20 protein-coding genes and 1 pseudogene are annotated in these 17,194 nt (G+C 38.9%); 12 read left to right on the top strand and 9 right to left on the bottom strand.

The features are described 5' to 3' along the window. Positions 1 to 1,899, top strand: coding sequence for a monovalent cation:proton antiporter-2 (CPA2) family protein (locus tag ACPUEN_RS03490; RefSeq protein WP_425638502.1), 1,899 nt, complete (start codon positions 1 to 3; stop codon positions 1,897 to 1,899). Positions 1,900 to 2,181: 282 nt separating this feature from the next. Next, complete coding sequence (locus ACPUEN_RS03485; RefSeq protein ID WP_425638500.1) at positions 2,182 to 2,430, top strand: acyl carrier protein; 249 nt, start codon at positions 2,182 to 2,184, stop codon at positions 2,428 to 2,430. A gap of 95 nt (positions 2,431 to 2,525) precedes the next feature. Here ACPUEN_RS03485 and ACPUEN_RS03480 read toward each other — a convergent pair whose 3' ends face one another. Both ACPUEN_RS03480 and ACPUEN_RS03475 read right to left on the bottom strand, forming a co-directional pair. After that, complete coding sequence (locus ACPUEN_RS03480) at positions 2,526 to 3,002, bottom strand: hypothetical protein (protein WP_425638497.1); 477 nt, start codon at positions 3,000 to 3,002, stop codon at positions 2,526 to 2,528. Positions 3,003 to 3,024: 22 nt separating this feature from the next. Further along, positions 3,025 to 3,483 (bottom strand): hypothetical protein, encoded by a 459-nt coding sequence (locus tag ACPUEN_RS03475; RefSeq protein WP_425638494.1) that lies wholly within the window; start codon positions 3,481 to 3,483, stop codon positions 3,025 to 3,027. A gap of 169 nt (positions 3,484 to 3,652) precedes the next feature. Here ACPUEN_RS03475 and ACPUEN_RS03470 point away from each other — a divergent pair, with 169 nt between their 5' ends. Continuing rightward, positions 3,653 to 3,868, top strand: coding sequence for a YwbE family protein (locus ACPUEN_RS03470; RefSeq protein WP_425638491.1), 216 nt, complete (start codon positions 3,653 to 3,655; stop codon positions 3,866 to 3,868). Here ACPUEN_RS03470 and ACPUEN_RS03465 read toward each other — a convergent pair whose 3' ends face one another. The 7 genes from ACPUEN_RS03465 to ACPUEN_RS03435 all read right to left on the bottom strand — a co-directional run bounded on the left by ACPUEN_RS03465 (position 3,869) and on the right by ACPUEN_RS03435 (position 10,307). After that, positions 3,869 to 4,459 (bottom strand): DUF1456 family protein, encoded by a 591-nt coding sequence (locus ACPUEN_RS03465; RefSeq protein ID WP_425638489.1) that lies wholly within the window; start codon positions 4,457 to 4,459, stop codon positions 3,869 to 3,871. It abuts the gene before it with no gap. Between the two features lie 114 nt (positions 4,460 to 4,573). Then, complete coding sequence (locus ACPUEN_RS03460) at positions 4,574 to 5,020, bottom strand: VOC family protein (protein WP_425638487.1); 447 nt, start codon at positions 5,018 to 5,020, stop codon at positions 4,574 to 4,576. 45 nt (positions 5,021 to 5,065) lie between these two features. Beyond that, entirely contained in the window at positions 5,066 to 5,362 is a 297-nt protein-coding gene (locus ACPUEN_RS03455; protein WP_425638485.1) for a hypothetical protein, read from the bottom strand. Positions 5,363 to 5,425: 63 nt separating this feature from the next. Then, on the bottom strand, positions 5,426 to 6,805 hold the full coding sequence (locus tag ACPUEN_RS03450) for an MATE family efflux transporter (protein ID WP_425638483.1): 1,380 nt from the start codon (positions 6,803 to 6,805) through the stop codon (positions 5,426 to 5,428). A gap of 141 nt (positions 6,806 to 6,946) precedes the next feature. Next, positions 6,947 to 7,660 (bottom strand): 6-phosphogluconolactonase, encoded by a 714-nt coding sequence (locus ACPUEN_RS03445; protein ID WP_425638482.1) that lies wholly within the window; start codon positions 7,658 to 7,660, stop codon positions 6,947 to 6,949. A 24-nt stretch (positions 7,661 to 7,684) separates the two neighbouring features. After that, a complete protein-coding gene (locus tag ACPUEN_RS03440; RefSeq protein WP_425638480.1) occupies positions 7,685 to 9,073 on the bottom strand; it encodes an MATE family efflux transporter in 1,389 nt (462 codons plus the stop codon). 274 nt (positions 9,074 to 9,347) lie between these two features. Next, the gene (locus ACPUEN_RS03435; RefSeq protein WP_425638478.1) at positions 9,348 to 10,307 is read right to left on the bottom strand and encodes a tryptophan 2,3-dioxygenase family protein; all 960 of its coding nucleotides are present in this window, start codon (positions 10,305 to 10,307) and stop codon (positions 9,348 to 9,350) included. A 118-nt stretch (positions 10,308 to 10,425) separates the two neighbouring features. Here ACPUEN_RS03435 and ACPUEN_RS03430 point away from each other — a divergent pair, with 118 nt between their 5' ends. The 9 genes and pseudogenes from ACPUEN_RS03430 (at position 10,426) to ACPUEN_RS03390 (ending at position 17,192) form a co-directional block, all read left to right on the top strand. Next, complete coding sequence (locus ACPUEN_RS03430) at positions 10,426 to 11,631, top strand: acyl-CoA dehydrogenase family protein (protein WP_425638477.1); 1,206 nt, start codon at positions 10,426 to 10,428, stop codon at positions 11,629 to 11,631. A 78-nt stretch (positions 11,632 to 11,709) separates the two neighbouring features. Beyond that, positions 11,710 to 12,327 carry a hypothetical protein gene (locus ACPUEN_RS03425; RefSeq protein ID WP_425638475.1) on the top strand — a complete coding sequence of 206 codons (618 nt, stop codon included), beginning with the start codon at positions 11,710 to 11,712 and terminating at the stop codon, positions 12,325 to 12,327. Positions 12,328 to 12,692: 365 nt separating this feature from the next. Further along, positions 12,693 to 13,610 carry an ORF6N domain-containing protein gene (locus ACPUEN_RS03420; protein WP_425638473.1) on the top strand — a complete coding sequence of 306 codons (918 nt, stop codon included), beginning with the start codon at positions 12,693 to 12,695 and terminating at the stop codon, positions 13,608 to 13,610. Positions 13,611 to 13,648: 38 nt separating this feature from the next. Then, positions 13,649 to 13,813 (top strand): annotated as a pseudogene (locus ACPUEN_RS03415) (acyl-CoA dehydrogenase family protein); the annotation flags it as partial. A 164-nt stretch (positions 13,814 to 13,977) separates the two neighbouring features. Further along, positions 13,978 to 14,403: a hypothetical protein gene (locus ACPUEN_RS03410; RefSeq protein ID WP_425638471.1), complete on the top strand. Its 426-nt coding sequence runs from the start codon at positions 13,978 to 13,980 to the stop codon at positions 14,401 to 14,403. A 180-nt stretch (positions 14,404 to 14,583) separates the two neighbouring features. Beyond that, entirely contained in the window at positions 14,584 to 15,624 is a 1,041-nt protein-coding gene (locus ACPUEN_RS03405) for a serine hydrolase domain-containing protein (RefSeq protein WP_425638468.1), read from the top strand. A gap of 143 nt (positions 15,625 to 15,767) precedes the next feature. Then, the gene (locus ACPUEN_RS03400; RefSeq protein ID WP_425638466.1) at positions 15,768 to 16,070 is read left to right on the top strand and encodes a nucleotidyltransferase domain-containing protein; all 303 of its coding nucleotides are present in this window, start codon (positions 15,768 to 15,770) and stop codon (positions 16,068 to 16,070) included. Positions 16,071 to 16,108: 38 nt separating this feature from the next. Beyond that, positions 16,109 to 16,396 (top strand): DUF86 domain-containing protein, encoded by a 288-nt coding sequence (locus ACPUEN_RS03395; RefSeq protein ID WP_425638465.1) that lies wholly within the window; start codon positions 16,109 to 16,111, stop codon positions 16,394 to 16,396. A gap of 457 nt (positions 16,397 to 16,853) precedes the next feature. Beyond that, entirely contained in the window at positions 16,854 to 17,192 is a 339-nt protein-coding gene (locus ACPUEN_RS03390; RefSeq protein ID WP_425638463.1) for a type II toxin-antitoxin system RelE/ParE family toxin, read from the top strand. Positions 17,193 to 17,194 lie beyond the last annotated feature (2 nt).

Below are 17,194 nucleotides of genomic sequence, written 5' to 3'. Positions count from 1 at the left end.
ATGAATGGATTTTTGGTAAATGCCATCTTATATATTCTTGCGGCAATCATCTGTGTTCCCGTAGCCAAAAAACTTGGAATGGGTTCGGTCTTGGGTTACTTGATCGCCGGAATTCTAATAGGTCCTTACTTGCTTGGTTTTATTACAAATGAAGGACAAGGCCAAGATATCATGCATGCTACCGAATTCGGAGTGGTAATGATGCTCTTTCTGATAGGTTTGGAATTAGAGCCGAAGAATCTTTGGAAAATGCGTCAGTTGATTTTAAAAGTCGGGTTAAGCCAAGTGCTGATTACTTCGGCGCTGGTTTTTGGAATAGGAATTCTATTTGAAGTCCAATGGCAAATATCCCTTGCGATAGGGCTCTCAATGGCGCTTTCTTCAACAGCTATTGTGCTACAATCTCTCAAGGAGAAAAACCAGATGAACGGACCGAATGGAAGACTTTCCTTTGGAGTGCTTCTAATGCAGGATATCGCTGTAATCCCAATATTGGCACTATTGCCACTCCTCATCATTGGTGACCCGATTCTTTCGACAAATGCATCTGAAATGCACGGATTAATAGACAGCCTACCGGGCTGGGCTCAGACCTTATCAATTTTCGGAGCTATTGGGATTGTAGTTCTTCTCGGTCAGTTTGGTTTTGGTCCATTATTAAATTATGTCGCTAAAAGTAGACTTCGCGAACTCTTCACAGCCTCTGCTTTATTGATTGTAGTTGGGATCTCGTTTCTGATGGAACTAGTAGGTCTAAGTCCCGCTTTGGGTGCATTTTTGGCAGGAGTAATCCTAGCCAACTCACCTTACAGACACGCTCTAGAATCTGATCTTGAGCCTTTCAAAGGATTGCTTTTAGGGCTTTTCTTCATGGCTGTGGGTTCTACAATCAATTTCAGTTTGATATTCAATAACGCTACCACCGTCATTTCTCTGACCATGGGAATAATAGTTTTGAAAACAGTGATTCTGTTGATCATTGGAAAGTCGAGAAAACTAAACCTTTCAGACAACCTGAGTTTTGCGATAGGACTTTCCCAAGTCGGGGAATTCTCTTTTGTAACGTATGCCTTTGCGCTACAGCTCGGGATTTTCGATCAGTCTATTTCTGATACCTTGATGGCGGTCACCGCATTAAGTATGACCATCACTCCTATTCTCATGGTTGTACTGGACAAAGTCATAAATCCTGCAATTAATAAAACCCACAAAACCATTGAAAAGGAAATGGACAGCATTGAGGAACACAACAAGGTCATTCTAATTGGTTTCGGGCATTTTGGATCTACCCTTGGACGATTCCTTAGGGCAAATGGTGTGGAAGCAACTATTCTGGATTCAGACCCAGACCGGGTGGAATACCTTCGGAAAATGGGCTTCAAAGTATATTTTGGAGATGGAACTCGTGCTGACCTTCTACTTTCCGCTGGAGTTATGGACGCATCTATTTTGATCTCTGCGCTGGATAATACAGAGTATAGTATAAAACTAGTGGAGCTTTGCAGAGAAGAATTCCCACATTTGGAAGTAATGATAAGAGCCAAAAACCGATACGATGCTTTTGAGCTCATGGAAATGGGGGTGAAAAATATCTATCGTGAACACTTGGATACCTCCATCAGAATGGGGGAAGATGTATTGAAAAAGCTTGGATTTAGAGCTCATACTGTGCACAGACTGGCAAAACAATTTAGAGACTATGACGAGAGTGCACTGAAGGTGTTGGTGAATTTTAAAGACAATACAGATGAGTATATTTCTAAAAGCCGTCAGCAGATAGAAATGCAGGAAAGTCTCCTATCTGGTGAACTGATGAGAAAATTCTCTGTGAATGATCACACTTGGGACAGTGATTCTATCAAGGAGGCTGTAAACTCACAAGAAAAACCTGCAGAATAATAGGATGTACTAGGGACTATCATGTTCATTTTTTCTGTCAATCCAACAAACATCTTGTCCTCGTAGATGTTTGAAGTAAAGTTTACTTGCCTATTTTCCAAGATACTAGGAACAAAAACTAACAAAGCTAATTATTGTTAAACCCCTAGTTTGAAGTAGCGAATATTCGATTTATCACGTTATTTCAATTATTGGGAACTAAGAAACCCAATTCCCGTTCTGATTGACAGCGATTTTAATTCTATGCGATTCTAGATTTTCATTACTTTATTTACATCTACTATGAACCAACACTTTACACTACTAAAAAAAGCCATTGAAGTATTTCACTCCTATGGCATCACGCTGATCGGTCAGCAAAAAAATGCTGATTTTATTCAGCAACTGCACATGGATCCGGTGTTTATCAACGGTCTGATATTCGAGTTGGAATATCAGCTACAGGTAATTTTTCAAGATGAAAAACTAGGCACTGTTCATACGCCAAAGGATTTGATAGCGTTACTTGTAAACATCCCACAAGAAAACTGATGGTGTGTTTTGAAAACTAAACCAACGATAAAGGGCTGATTTCTTACTTGAATTCAGCCCTTTACTTTTTTTAAGTCGTCAAATTTAGGATGACTCTATTTCTCAACTCGATCATAAATTATTCCTAGAGAACTAGCATACAAAGGCATAATGGTATGCAATTCTGAATTCTTATTTCTGAGTTGAAATTCTCTAGTCTGGTTGTCTATATCCACTAAACTTAACTTTTCCTTGTCCGAATACATCTCACCACTCACTTGGTTTGTGTAATGTTCGGTGATTGAAACAGTTATTTTATTCTGAACAATTTGAAAGGTGCCACTGTAATATTCTATAAAACCTAACACATTTTTGGTTTCCATATCTCTAAAAAAAGCCTCGTAGTTTACAACACCATTAGCCTGAAAATCAATAGAATATACTACCTCATAGGGAGGATCTAAACTTGCATCTTGGAAGACTTTTTCCCAATGATTCTGAGTCAATATTTCAGGGTTAATTTCGTCGTCTTCTTTGCAACTGAAGAGAATTAGTCCTAAAACGAATAGAGGAAAAAATCTTTTAATTAGCATAGTACTATTATTTTTGAAGAGTTTATTTGATTTTCAAATAAGGTTTTGGCGGAGAGCAAAGCTCGTTGGGAGCACAGCTATAATATAATTTTGTATAGGAATCATTTATAGTATACCTCTCCTCATCTAAATAGCCTTCAATACTGGTTAAATCCTCCTTATCTACATAGTCAAAATCAGGATTAGTCAGGTATGCAGTCTCATTTTTTTCAATTATTAGATTAGACCCTTCAATACTATAAGTTCCTGAAAATACACTCTGATACCCTAAAACTACACGAGAGCCTTTTTCTCTGATAGTATTCATTCCTTTGATAGTACCATAAGCACTGATTTCAAAAGTACTTGCACCGTCAAATTCCAAACCTTTAGTTACTAATTCCCAAGTTCCTATCAGGGTTTTATCAGGGTTCTTATCTTCATCATTACAGGAAAGGGCCACAAACGCAAGTAATAAAAAATACAACAGCTTAGTTTTCATATAAAAAGAGATTTGAACAGAAGAAACAACTGATAAACGTAAAGAAAATCAAAACTTTAAATAATGACGGAGATTCCTAACAAAACGCTACAACTTAGAGAACTGCGTAAAATTATTTTAGGAGCAAAGTCATAAGTAAATTGCACTTTCATTTAAGAAATCAATCCTCATGGAAAAGAAAACTCTCCCTGGAAGCATACGGAAAAACATACAAATCGACAGTGAAGTCACTATCGTACAGAAACACCATCAGCGATCTGGTGAGCTCACCGAAGGCTTCGTCAAGCGAATTTTAACCTCCTCTCCAACACATCACCATGGAATCAAAGTAATGCTGGATACAGGTGAAGTGGGAAGAGTAGTAGACGTCTTTGTCGAAGACTAACTAGACGGTTGGGCGATATTTCTTTTTCAACCCATTTAAGAAATTCCTGAGAATTTGGTCTTTACAAGGTCTGTATTGGGATTGGCTAGGCTTTCTAAAGAAGGCACTCAACTCGTGTGGACTGATATGCATACCTACGGAAGAGAGAATTTCAAGCACATCGTCTTCCTTCAGATTCAGGGCTATTCGAAGTTTCCTGAAAATGATATTGTTATTTAAGGACTTTTCAGGTTTTGGATCCTCACCATCTTTTTTGCCTCTCTTTTCAACAATGAAACCATTCAAAAAAGCAGCGAGATCTTTATCGATAATGGCCTGAAAATGCTCCTCATCATCATTTTTCAAAAAATTTGCTACTTCCTCCCGCTTTAGGTCCAATCCACCATCTTTAAAAATGGCGACCATTTCAGGGTCTTTGAAGTTGAAAATATAGCGTATAGTCCGTAAAATATCTGAATTTGTCATGAATGCTCTTTGGCGTGTATAATTCAAAGGTAAGGATGAATTAGGAATTGCAGGTTTGAAATTAGCAATGAAATGCTTTTCATTAAACCAGCCAGATGAAAAAGAGTAAGGTTGAAATTGGCTCAAAGTTGTTCTGCTTTTCCAAAAGTAGGAAATAGTTGAATTTTTAACCAAACCGTTCGCGTGACACGACCGGTGGTTAGATTCACCGAGAACTGGATTTCTCGACTTTCACTTCATTCACTTTTTCTCTTCCTGCGGAGCAGACTCAGCAAAAGAAATCATCCAATTGATCCCAAATCGATCTGTAAGCATTCCAAAATAATCACCCCAGAAAGTACTTGCCATTGGCATTGTCACCTTCCCATCTGCGGAAAGCTTCGCAAAATACACATCTGCTTTATCTTTAGAATCGGTATTGATGGAAATTGAAAAATTTGTACCTACAGTCACAGATCCTCCATGTCCGCCAGTGTCAGATCCCATCAGAATACTATGCTCACCTATCGGCAAACTGATGTGCATGATTTGGTTTCGAAACTCATCTCCAATAGGATAAGTTGGGTCAGCAGGCATGTCTGAGAATCTTCCCACATGGGCAAATTCACCACCAAAAACAGAGCGGTAGAAGTTGAACGCATTTTCACAATTTCCTTCAAAAGTCAGATAAGTGTTTAGAGATGTCATAGGGTTTAGGGTTAAGTAAATATTGAAATAAATCTTCTTTCTTTCTCAAAGGCTATCAGCCATCTTTTGAATCAACTCGTCAATGCAATCATCAATTCGTGATAAGGACAAATCCTCAAGCCGATAATCTGCTTGTACTTCTTCATCTGCAGAGAAGCAAACAGGTGAGGCAAAATTGCTTAAGTCCAAGTCGCTGTTCTCACCACCAGCTCTCAAACTATCGAAGCTCTCCATTCTATCCTGTATTCTTTTTACTAAATACTCATCAGATGGAATTGGACGAACACAAGCATCTTTTATAACTACCATTAATTTTCTCAGAATAAGTTCTTCAGATTCCATGGGAGTAGATTTTGAATTTTGAAGTCATATAATTTAGCAAAACCATATGACTTCACCTCATGCCTAAACTTCTGTGAGCTTCCATTTGCCTTTTCTGAAGAAAAAGAAAGAAACGACAGAATGAAAACTATGGCTAAATGCAATAGAGATAAAAATCCCCAAATGAGCTAATCCAAAAGGAAAAGCCAAAATATATGCAAGTGGAATCTCAATAAACCAAAGTACACCAATATTGATCCAAGCTGGCGTTTTGGTGTCTCCTGCACCATTGAAAGCCTGTGTCAGCACCATGCCAACAGCGAAGAAAACGTAACCAAGCGCAACCACCCAAAGACCTTGTGCAGCTACTGATTTTACTTCAGGAATCGAGGTGAAAAAACCAGCCAGCTGCTGGTTAAAAAGCAAATAGATACCAGTGACCGAAGCCATGAAAATCACGGTGTATCGTGTAGTCAGCCAAACAGATTTTTCAGCACGGTCAGGTTGCTTGGCTCCTAGATTCTGTCCTACCAAAGTAGATGCAGCTCCGGATAATCCCCATGCAGGTAAAAGTGTGAATATCAATATTCTAAAAGCAATCGTAAATCCAGCAAGTGAAGCAGAGCCAAACTCAGCATTCATTCGGGTAAGTGCAATCCAAGAAACAGAATCAATCAGGAATTGCCCCATTCCACCTATTGCTATCTCCATGATTTTCTTGATAATTTCCCAGGAAATAACAATGTTTTCCTTTAGGATTTTCAGCTTATGCTTACCGTTGAAAAGATGGTAAAGCTGATACAATACACCTACTCCCCTTCCAAAAGTCGTCGCAATTGCTGCACCTTCTAACCCAAAACCTTCAATATTTCCAACTCCAAAAATCAGTATTGGATCCAAAATCATATTCAAGCCATTAGCGATCCAAAGCGAACGCATTGCATGATGAGCTTGACCGGCACCTCTAAATGCCCCATTCAAAAGGAACAGTAACATGATGGCTGTATTACCTGCGAAAATAATCCGGGTATAATTGACACCTGTTTCTATCACCTTTGCCTCTGCTCCCATCAAAGCAAGAATATCAGGTGCGAAGATCCAGCCTAGTATGCCAAGTATAATCGATATCGCTCCTCCAACGATTAACAGCTGAAAAGCAGCTGCTCCAGCCTCAAAGTATTCTTTCTCACCAAATCTTCTAGCAACCAATGCTGTCGCCGCCATGCTAATACCGAAACCCATGGCATAAACTAGAACGACAACAGATTCGGTCAAACCGACTGTTGCAATGGCATGCTCTCCAAGTTTGGCCACAAAAAAGATATCCACAACAGCAAATGCAGATTCCATCATCATCTCGAGGATCATGGGAATAGCTAATACGAAAATGGCTGTTTTCAGCGAGAGACTGGTAAAGTCCTGCTCTTTACCGCGAAGGGCATCTTTGATTAATTGCCAAGTCATGGGTGGATAGAAAAATTATGAAGGGCGAAAGAACGGGAAATTTCCGATGATCGAAAAATAGGTAGAGTTATTAAAGCATTACCAAACGTATTCAGGACACATTTTGTCGCTTTTCACCTCTTTATTCAGCATTTCCAGTCCTTAATGCACCGACTTCCTATCTACGATCACATGCACGTTTGGATGTAGCCAAAGCAGAGAAGCAGGCAAATCTGTTCTGATTCTACCTTCCAAAAGGGAATCCAACGCTTGCTTTTTGCCTTTGCCTGTGACAAAGAGAATAACCATTTTGGAACTCATTATATTTCCCACACCTAAAGTCATTCCTTCGGAAAGCGGAATTCCAACTTTTTCAATCATCCCACTTGCTAAAGTAAGCGGATGTAAGATCGCAACATGGCAGTTTGGCTGTAGAAATTCTGCTGGCTCATTTAGCGCAATATGCCCATTGATCCCAATTCCTAGAATACAGATATCAATACCTTCGTGGTTGTCAATTTCATCCTGAACTCGATCACATTCGGATTCTGGATCCTGCGTTTCCTCTACGAAAGAGATGTAACGATCTCCATCGATCCCCAGCTTCTTAAGCAGTTTTTCCTGAATATCATATTCTGAAGTAAAAACGGAACCATTCGTTAAACCCACCCATTCATCGAGTTTGATCACTTTCATATAATCAAAAAAGTCAGGTGAATCCCCGTGTTTCTCTGCCATCAATTCATATAATCCAGATGGAGAATTCCCGCTTGCAGCACAGAAAAGCAAATCGGGATTGATCTCTACTTCAGCGTGGACAAGTTCTGCTCCTAGCCTACTCATCTCTTCGTAATTCTTACAATTGTGTAGTTTCATTTACTAGTCATTTGATTTATATCATCATCCCAAGCCTGATTGTATCAACTCATTTCTATTTCTGAAGGTCCGAATTTTCCAGTATCCTGTTTTATAATATGTAAAAGCTACCAAAGCTGCGATCAAATTAGAAATTGGAAAAGCCCACCAAATCCCTTCAAAACTGAGCTCTGTTTTGGCAGAAAGTACAAAAGCAACTGGAAAGCGAACCATCCAAAGACTAAAGATAGAAATCAGCATGGAAGCTTGAGTAAAACGAGAACCGTTGAACACCCCATTGAGTACTTGCTGCACTCCCAACAGTCCGAAACTCAAGCTCATAATCCGGATGAACTTCGCTCCATCTTTGATCACCTGTGGATCATTTGGCACGAAGAAAGCTGTCAGCGTTTCAGCAAATGAAAAGAGAATTAAGCCAATTCCTGTAAGTCCAAAGAAAGCTATTTTGACACTCAGATCACCGATTTTTTCCGCTCGTTTGATTTGCCCAGCACCTATATTTTGACCAACCAAAGTGGTCGTAGCGATGCCCATACCTATGGAGGGGACGATTACCAAACTGAGAATTCTAGCTCCTATGCCGTAGGCAGCGACAATTTCACTTCCAAAACTGGTAACCAGCATGACCATCACCGTCATGGCTGCAGCTCTGGAGGACTGTTCCAGGCTAGCCGGTATTCCCAGTTCAAACATTCGCTTCACCCATTTAAACTCCAGTTTCATGCAGCTCAGCTTGATTTTGATTCCTTGCTTTCCTCGAAACAAAATGTATAATCCGGCTGCTGCTGACAAGCCTTGAGTAATTATACTGGCAATAGCAGCACCAGCCACACCGTATCCCTCGATGCTTCCGTATCCAAAAATGAATAAAGGATCCAAAATCAGGTTTAAAAGAACAGTTCCAAAAACGATGTACATCGGGAGCAAGACATTTCCAATTCCTCTCATCAGAGATTGGAAAACAAAAAACATAAACAGAAATACGAACCCGAAAGAAGACACTTGGAAATACGTGACTGAATCATTTAGAATTTCAGGCCCTGCTCCTACTAAATTCATCAAAGGGGAAGCAACGGCGAAGCCGAGAAAAGCCAGTAGAATCGAAATCAAAAAGACAATGACAACAGTTTGCGAAGCCGCGAAATCAATCATTTTTTTATCACCAGCACCTTTGAATTGCGAAACAATTACTGTCCCAGCAAGCGTCAATCCTGCACCAAGTGAAAGCACCAAAAACAAAATCGGAAAACTTATACTGACTGCAGCTACAGCATTTGCCCCCAGTCGTCCTAACCAAAACGTGTCGATTAATTGATAAGCAGTCTGGAGAATATTAGCCATGATGATTGGCCAAGCCAAGGTAAAGAGGCTCCTGATTAAACTCCCTTGTGACAAATCTGACTTTTTACTCATGCATCTAAAATCTAGCTTTTCACTTGAAATCTTAAGATGCTAGTAATAATCTGGAATCAGAAATTTGTGCTGTAAGAAGAATCCACTTTGATTGAATTTTTATTTGGGATCAGCTACACTCTATCATGCTGTTTTCCCCGCCAACGTAGGCTTGACTTGCGACTTAAACCTATCTCTTAGCTATTTTTTTAATATTATCACTAATGTCTAACTTCTTGACTCTTGAATCTTGAATCTAAAATCTTGATACTAATATCTAGCTACTTGCTACTAATTACTCTTCCCCAAAAATCTCATTTACTACCCATCCTTTGCCCCACTCTTCTCTCTCCTGCTCTGTCCAAAGCTCTGGATAGAAAATCACCTTCTGGAAGCGCGGAGGCAGGTATTTCTGCCAGTTAGTACCTCCCGTAGCAGCGATATCCACTGGATCTCTTTGGAGAAAACGGACTGCTGATTTGTAATGAGCAAGCGGCCAAAATACATTAGCCTTTAGGTCAAACTGCTTCATTGTCTCGGTCAATTCGGCTGAAGGTTCATTCAGATCTATATACCGTTGCCAGAGATTTTTCCGTCTGTAGGCATCGATGAGGTCCATCAATTTCTTGCTGTACTTCGCTTCAAAATTCTTTAGCGTGAGCGTCTTTTCGCCGGTAGCCAATTCAACTGCTCCCTGCTGCCAATAGAGGTTTTCGAAAATCTCATCCGTAGGTGTATGAAAATCAGGATCAGTTCGCTTATCCAATGCTACGAGGTTAAAAGCATCCGCAGCCATTAATTCTATTTCACGGTATTGAGCACTTTGGAAACCACTTGCAGGAAGCAAAGACATGCGGAATTTGAGAAATTGCTCCTGCTCCATGCCTTTCCACATCATCGCAAAAGAGCCAATCAACTGATCAAAATACATATTGATTCGCTCCAGTCTTGCCTTAAAAAATTGCTCTGTAATTGGCTGTAAATCTGAAATTTGCTCCATTTCAGAAATAATCAACTTGAAATATAACTCCGTGATCTGATGATAGATAATAAAGATTTTCTCGTCTTTAAATGAGGTCTTTGGCTGCTGCAGCGAAAGCAACACATCCAGATTGATATAGTCCCAATAGGCCAAGTAATCCGCATATTGTAAACCTTCCAGGTAAGAAAGCATATCCTGACCGGAAGCTTTGAATTTCTGCTGAAGCAGTTCAATTTTATCTAATATCTTGGGATCAAATTGGGATTCCTCCATGAGTACTTTTAGGATAAAAAGGTAGTATTTTCGTCAGCGATCTAGTTAATTAGGATCGGCTGGAGATATTAAAATCCCGACAAAAGTCACAGATTCATTCTATAAAACCAAAAAAACCATGGAGTCAATTGAAATCCGAAAGTCATTAAAGCAAGATACCTTCGAAGGAGTTGATTTTTTAGACCTAGATGATTTACTCTCAGATGAGCATAAATTGATCAGATCTTCCATCCGGGATTTTGTCAAAAAGGAGATCTCTCCCTACATAGAAGACTGGGCTCAGAAGGCTCACTTCCCTACCGAAATCGTCAAGAAATTCGGTGATGTGGGAGCTTTTGGACCGCAGATTCCCGAGCAATACGGAGGCGGTGGCTTGGATTACATTTCTTATGGCTTAATAATGCAGGAGATAGAGCGTGGGGATTCAGGCATGCGCTCGACGGCATCTGTACAAGGTTCGCTGGTGATGTATCCCATCTATAAATTCGGTTCCGAGGAACAGCGAAACAAATACCTACCAAAACTAGCTTCAGGAGAAATGCTGGGCTGCTTTGGGCTTACGGAGCCAGATCACGGTTCCAACCCAAGTGGCATGGTCACCAACTTCAAAGATATGGGAGATCATTTCTTGCTGAATGGTGCCAAAATGTGGATTTCAAATTCACCGGAAGCAGACATTGCGGTAGTCTGGGCGAAAAATGAAGAAGGTAGAATCCACGGCTTGATCGTAGAGCGGGGCATGGAAGGTTTCACTACTCCAGAGACTCATGGCAAATGGTCACTTCGAGCTTCCTGCACCGGCGAATTGGTTTTTGATAACGTGAAGGTTCCCAAAGAAAACCTACTTCTTGGCAAATCAGGTTTAGGTGCTCCACTGATGTGCTTGGATTCAGCACGTTTTGGAATCGCCTGGGGAGCGATTGGCGCTGCGATGGACTGTTACGAGTCTGCAAGAAAGTATGCAGCTGAGCGGATCCAATTCGGCAAACCTATCGCAGGGTTTCAACTGGTGCAGAAGAAGCTCTCTGAAATGCTAACTGAAATCACCAAAGCCCAGTTCTTAGCCTGGAAAGTAGGTAAGATGATGAATGAGGGAAAAGCCAAAACCGTCCATATCTCCATGGCAAAAAGAAACAATGTGGAAATGGCGCTCAACATCGCCCGCGAAGCAAGACAAATCCATGGCGGGATGGGAATCACAGGAGAATATCCGATTATGCGTCATATGATGAATTTGGAGTCAGTGATTACCTACGAAGGAACCCATGATATTCACTTGTTGATTTTGGGTCAGGAGATTACTGGGATTCCGGCTTTTGTGTAGAGTGATAAATCTTTGTGTAATAGAATCGAATTACGTAGCATTTAATTATACCCTTTTATACTGTTAATTAAACAATAAATGGACAAAAAATTTTCACAAAAAGATTTCTTATTTAATAGAAAGCATTTCACTCTTAAAGAGGATGGGCTTCACCTTGTTTATAAAAGTCTAATTAAGTCCACTGAAGTTTTTGTGAAATATGAAAACATTGGCACTAAAATAATAATAAATAAATCAGGAAAAAAAGGCTGGCTTATTGCAACAGGGGTTTTACTGGCATTGTCATTATCTTTATATATAGACAACAAATTTAACGGTAATGTAGAAAGAAGTTTTGAAGCCTTTTATTTCGGAATTAGCATGAGCTGTCTAGTGGTATACTTGTTAACTTTCAAACAATCTTTACACCTTACTAAAGATGACAATACAAATTCAATTGAATTCTTGCTAAACAATCCATCTAAAACTCATTTAGACAATTTTTTATTAGAGCTTAAAAATAAAAAAAAGGAGGTTTTATTAGAAAAATATGGTGGTTTAAATAAAAACATTAGCTATGAAAAGCAATACGAAAACTTAAACTGGTTAAGACACAACAATGCTCTAAATAGTGAAGAACACAAACAAAAAATAAAGGAATTAGACGATTTATTTGTGCAAAATAGGGCAATAGGATTTAATTCAAGCAATAATTGACCAAAGAACACCAAAAGAAATGTTAATTGGTTATAAAAACTATGTTTCACCCTCTCTGAGCTATAAAATAATTGCTAGTTTACAAAGAGTAAAAAATTGAATCAATTTTACTAGAAGATTATTGGCATTTCAGCTTTTACTTCATATTATAAATTTGGAATGGGTGATTACCTACGAAGGCACACATGATATTCACTTGCTGATTCTGGGTCATGAGATTACTGGGATTCCGGCATTTGTTTAGGGTGATTTACTGCGGAGGGCGCGGTGGGAGACGCGGAGGGCGCGAGAATAAAAATTCATATCCAGAATAGTGTCATCTATATTTCTAGGTAGATTAGTTTTTAGTATAACTTGAAAAATGAATGGACAAAGATTTTTCGTTATCCCCTAAGCAGATTGAAAATCGGATTTTTTCTATCCGAGGAGTTCAGGTTATGCTAGATAGTCACTTAGCGGAGATTTATAATGTCACCACAGGAAGACTAAATGAGCAAGTAAAGAGAAATAGTGAGCGATTTCCTGAAGACTTTATGTTTCAGCTTACGCAAGTCGAATGGGAAAATTTGTTAGTACAACTTGCTAAATCGAATCTAAGATCGCAAAATGCGATCTTAGAAAATGAACGAGGCAAACATCGTAAATACCTTCCTTACGTTTTCACCGAACAAGGAGTAGCTGGATTGTCAGGAGTACTGAAAAGTGAAACTGCTACAAAAGTTCATGTGGCAATTATGAGAGCTTTCGTAGCAATGCGCAAACTGATTCAGGGAAACCAGTTAATTTACGACCGCTTGGATCGAATAGAATTAAAGCAACTTGAAACCAATCAACAATTTGAACAGGTATTTAAAGCCTTAGAAAGTAAAGAATTGATCCCGAATCAAGGTGTTTTTTTTGATGGGCAAGTATTTGATGCGTATGAACTAGCATCAAAAATTATTCGATCTTCCAAGCAAAGTATACTATTGATAGACAACTACATCGATGAAAGTACGCTTACCCTTTTATCAAAGAAAAATGAAAATGTGGAAGTGCTTTTACTAACCAAGGTAATTAGCAAGCAACTGAGCTTGGATGTAGAAAAAGCCAATGCCCAATATGGCAAGTTCATAGTAAAGCCCTTCACAAACAGCCATGATCGTTTTCTAATAATTGACAAAACGGAGATTTACCATCTAGGGGCATCGCTAAAGGATTTAGGTAAAAAATGGTTCGCTTTTTCCAAGCTTGAAAAAGAAAGCGTAAGTAGCATGTTGAATAAGATATCATTGTTAATTTAAGCATATGATTGGTAGACAAAAATCATTAAAATTATTTCTCTCATGAAGCAAGACAAATCCATGGTGGAATGGGCATCACCGGAGAATATCCGATTATGCGTCATATGATGAACTTGGAATCAGTGATCACCTATGAAGGAACACATGATATTCACTTGCTGATTTTAGGACAGGAGATTACGGGGATAGCGGCTTTTGTGTGAGCAGAACCTAATTGACAAGAGATTTACCTAAGCTTATTAGTTAAAAAAGATATATCCACAATAACTAGTGTATATCAATCCAAATAGATGGATATAAAATAGAACTAGTGAATACATTAACGTAACCTGTAATTAAAGAGACTCTGCAAAAAAACAGTGATTAGATGGAATTCATTGAAAAGATATTATACACCGCTGTTGGTGTTTTTGTGGCTTATTTCATTATAAGACAGTGGTCGGGTAAAAGTGAAAAAAAATTTGACATGATGTTTTTCAAATACTTTGCAATACTATTAATTCTAGCGTTTGGATCTGAGCTATTAGTTAATTGGATTAGTTTGGAGCCAGAAGTTGTCACTCAAACTATTGAGCAATTAAAGGTGAACCCTAAAATAAAAAAGGAAATAGGATCTTTTATAGGATACGGTTATAATAAAAATGAAATAACTAAAATCAAAGAATTTCCCACATCCATAAACTTTACCTTATTTGGAAGTACAGCGAAAATCCACTTGTCAGTACTAGTGGATTCATCTGCCAATATATTTGAGGTAAAAGAATATAAAGTTGATACTCTGATCAAAGAATAGTATGACCAGAAATAAATAAAAATTGAATACGGCAGGTAACAAGCGTTTGGCTCAATGTCGAGTGAAGAGGTTACTTGAACATTCTAACGCGCATCAACTTTTGTCGTTTATTGACAGTTTTATGCTCCGAAATCCGCCACCGCGCCTAGCGCCAAACCGTTAATCCAGACCTATTAAAAAATGCCCTCCCCCAAAACCAAACAAATCCTCCGAATCCTCTTTATTCTTGCAAGTATAGGTTCCCTGTATTTTGTTCCTTGGCCGTTGGTGAAAGCTTGGATCATGCCCCTACCCGATACGGTTCAGGAACAGCTGGAAGAAGGAGTAGCACAGGGGTTTGATGGAATGATTGTTTACGTGGATCAGGGTGGAAAGCCAGCGGAGTTTTATGCTGCTGGTTGGCATGATCGGGAAAAGAAAATACCTGCTTATCCGGAAGCCTTATTTAAGATCGCCAGTATCACCAAGCTTTATGTTGCTGTGGCTACCACTAAGCTTGTCAAGGAAGGACGTTTGTCTCTGGACAAAACTGTAGCTGAATACTTTCCGGAACTGGCAGGAAGGATTGAGAATTCGGATAGAATCACGCTGAGAATGATGGTGCAGCATAGATCAGGCATACCCAACTTTGTAGATCATCCAGATTACTGGACTAATCCTCCCAAGAATAAGGAAGAGACTTTAGCTTATGGATTGGATTTACCCGCTGACTTTGAACCCGGTGAAAGCTATGGCTATTCGAATACGAATTACATGCTGATCTCTGATCTCATTGACAAGACGGTTGGCTATCCTCATCAGCAATATATCCGGGAAGAGATTCTGACCCCACTTGGGCTGAAAAACACCTACACTTCCCTAAGTGAAGTAAATATGGATGAGGTGATGAGCGGGTATTACGTGGGGGTTGACCAAGATTTCAAGACGGAAGACACAGGTCTAATGCTTGCCACCGCAGAAGATGTGGGTATTTTCCTCCGAGCTCTGAACGATGGCTCGGTTTTCGAGGAAGGCGAACAGGAAATCTATTCTTCCATTTACGTGTACGAACATACAGGTTTACTTCCTGGCTATCAGAGCATCGCCAAGTACTTCCCAGACATAGATACGGTGGTAATTCAGTTTAATAACACCAGCAATTTTGATGGATACGACTGGAGCCTGGCGGAAATTATCTACGGCCGTGTGTTGAAGATTGTGAGACGGAACATGGAAGGGTGATTGCTCTAAAAATGAAAAATCTACGTAGAATCAGCGTACTTTTCTGCGTAAATCTGCCGGAAACACTCATTCACTAATTCAATACCGTTAAGCAGATACAGCAAAAAAATCAGGGAAAGACAAATTTTAAGTATTTTTGGTATATGAACATCAAAGACAAAGATCTAAACCATATCAAAAAGCTCTGTGAAAAATACAGGGTGCGGACATTTTCTGCATTTGGTTCAGTTAACCGCGATGATTTTAGTGATGATTCCGATATAGACTTTGTTGTGGATTTTAATGAAAGTGACCCATTCAAATACACCGATTTATATTTTGGGCTTAAAGAAAACCTTGAGGATTTATTAAAACGCCAGATTGATCTGGTTGAAGAGCGAGGAATAAAAAATAGATTTTTTAAAAAAGAGCTTGATGAAACAAAAGTTCTAATTTATGGACAATGAGATAAGTGCTTGTCTGGAAGATATAAATAGATCTATCGATGAGATTTTCGAGTTTCTTCCAGAAAAAAGAGATTTTTTTCGAATATCAATCTGACCTCAAAACAAAGAAAGCAGTTGAGAAAAATATCGAAATAATTGGAGAAGCAATTAATAGGATTTCAAAAAACAAGAGTAGTCAGGTTGAAATAAAAAACGCTCAAAAAATCATTGGAACAAGAAATAGGATCGCTCACGAATATGATAATATTTCCGACGAACTTATTTGGACTATTATTATCCGAGAGTTACCTAAGCTTAAAAAAGAAGTAATAAAATTAATGAAGTAATGATTCATCAAAAAAGTCTCATAAAATGATTTTGTGAGGCTTTTTAAATGACAATTGAATTCCTACCGCTTAATCAACCTCCCTACAAAAACTCGATTATCCTGGCTTTCGACCATAATCACATAAGTTCCTGCTGAAAGTCTAGCTATGGCAAGTGTGAATTCATGTGAGCTTTGACGGGTCTACTTGACGATTGAACTGTATTTGCTTCCAATCTATCAGAGTATCGCCAAGTACTTCCCAGACATAGATACAGTGGTATTTCAGTTTAATAACACCAGCAATTTTGATGGTTACGACTGGAGTTTGGCGGAAATTATCTACGGCCGTGTGGTGAAGATTGTGAGACGGAATAGAGAGGATTAAGAAAGTAAGATCATATTTTTAGAGATAACAGAAATAGTTTCTATATTTAGAAACTATTGTTCCGTTATAACGTTTAGCATTTCAATATTTTATGAGATATTTTGAGACTAAATTTTTGGAAGAAGCGGAGGAGTTCATTTCGAAGCTCGACCTTAAAACTGTTAAAAAAATCATTTATAATATTGACCTAGCCGAACAAACCAATGACCCAAAACTCTTTAAGAAACTACAACATGATATTTGGGAGTTTCGAACAAAATTCGGCGGACTTCAAATCCGACTTCTAGCTTTTTGGGACAAGAGAGACAACAAAGAAACATTGGTTATTGCAACGCACGGATTCATAAAGAAAGTTGATAAAATTCCTGCAAATGAAATTAATCGGGCTCTAAGGCTTAAAGAGAATTACCTTGCCGGATTCAAAAAATAGTA

This window comes from Algoriphagus yeomjeoni, from assembly GCF_049821175.1.
Classification (GTDB): Bacteria; Bacteroidota; Bacteroidia; order Cytophagales; family Cyclobacteriaceae; genus Algoriphagus; species Algoriphagus yeomjeoni_A.
Note: the sequence above shows the minus strand (reverse complement) of the source record. Positions and strands in the feature narration are given on the sequence as shown.

What these genes read in the sequence shown, in the direction of transcription:
- ACPUEN_RS03445 (WP_425638482.1), bottom strand. Translation starts at nt 7,660, where the DNA reads ATGAAACTACACAATTGTAAGAATTACGAAGAGATGAGTAGGCTAGGA.
- ACPUEN_RS03490 (WP_425638502.1), top strand. Translation starts at nt 1, where the DNA reads ATGAATGGATTTTTGGTAAATGCCATCTTATATATTCTTGCGGCAATC.
- ACPUEN_RS03480 (WP_425638497.1), bottom strand. Translation starts at nt 3,002, where the DNA reads ATGCTAATTAAAAGATTTTTTCCTCTATTCGTTTTAGGACTAATTCTC.
- ACPUEN_RS03450 (WP_425638483.1), bottom strand. Translation starts at nt 6,805, where the DNA reads ATGACTTGGCAATTAATCAAAGATGCCCTTCGCGGTAAAGAGCAGGAC.
- ACPUEN_RS03395 (WP_425638465.1), top strand. Translation starts at nt 16,109, where the DNA reads ATGAGATTTTCGAGTTTCTTCCAGAAAAAAGAGATTTTTTTCGAATAT.
- ACPUEN_RS03390 (WP_425638463.1), top strand. Translation starts at nt 16,854, where the DNA reads ATGAGATATTTTGAGACTAAATTTTTGGAAGAAGCGGAGGAGTTCATT.
- ACPUEN_RS03455 (WP_425638485.1), bottom strand. Translation starts at nt 5,362, where the DNA reads ATGGAATCTGAAGAACTTATTCTGAGAAAATTAATGGTAGTTATAAAA.
- ACPUEN_RS03425 (WP_425638475.1), top strand. Translation starts at nt 11,710, where the DNA reads ATGGACAAAAAATTTTCACAAAAAGATTTCTTATTTAATAGAAAGCAT.
- ACPUEN_RS03470 (WP_425638491.1), top strand. Translation starts at nt 3,653, where the DNA reads ATGGAAAAGAAAACTCTCCCTGGAAGCATACGGAAAAACATACAAATC.
- ACPUEN_RS03405 (WP_425638468.1), top strand. Translation starts at nt 14,584, where the DNA reads ATGCCCTCCCCCAAAACCAAACAAATCCTCCGAATCCTCTTTATTCTT.
- ACPUEN_RS03420 (WP_425638473.1), top strand. Translation starts at nt 12,693, where the DNA reads ATGGACAAAGATTTTTCGTTATCCCCTAAGCAGATTGAAAATCGGATT.
- ACPUEN_RS03430 (WP_425638477.1), top strand. Translation starts at nt 10,426, where the DNA reads ATGGAGTCAATTGAAATCCGAAAGTCATTAAAGCAAGATACCTTCGAA.
- ACPUEN_RS03400 (WP_425638466.1), top strand. Translation starts at nt 15,768, where the DNA reads ATGAACATCAAAGACAAAGATCTAAACCATATCAAAAAGCTCTGTGAA.
- ACPUEN_RS03435 (WP_425638478.1), bottom strand. Translation starts at nt 10,307, where the DNA reads ATGGAGGAATCCCAATTTGATCCCAAGATATTAGATAAAATTGAACTG.
- ACPUEN_RS03485 (WP_425638500.1), top strand. Translation starts at nt 2,182, where the DNA reads ATGAACCAACACTTTACACTACTAAAAAAAGCCATTGAAGTATTTCAC.
- ACPUEN_RS03460 (WP_425638487.1), bottom strand. Translation starts at nt 5,020, where the DNA reads ATGACATCTCTAAACACTTATCTGACTTTTGAAGGAAATTGTGAAAAT.
- ACPUEN_RS03440 (WP_425638480.1), bottom strand. Translation starts at nt 9,073, where the DNA reads ATGAGTAAAAAGTCAGATTTGTCACAAGGGAGTTTAATCAGGAGCCTC.
- ACPUEN_RS03475 (WP_425638494.1), bottom strand. Translation starts at nt 3,483, where the DNA reads ATGAAAACTAAGCTGTTGTATTTTTTATTACTTGCGTTTGTGGCCCTT.
- ACPUEN_RS03410 (WP_425638471.1), top strand. Translation starts at nt 13,978, where the DNA reads ATGGAATTCATTGAAAAGATATTATACACCGCTGTTGGTGTTTTTGTG.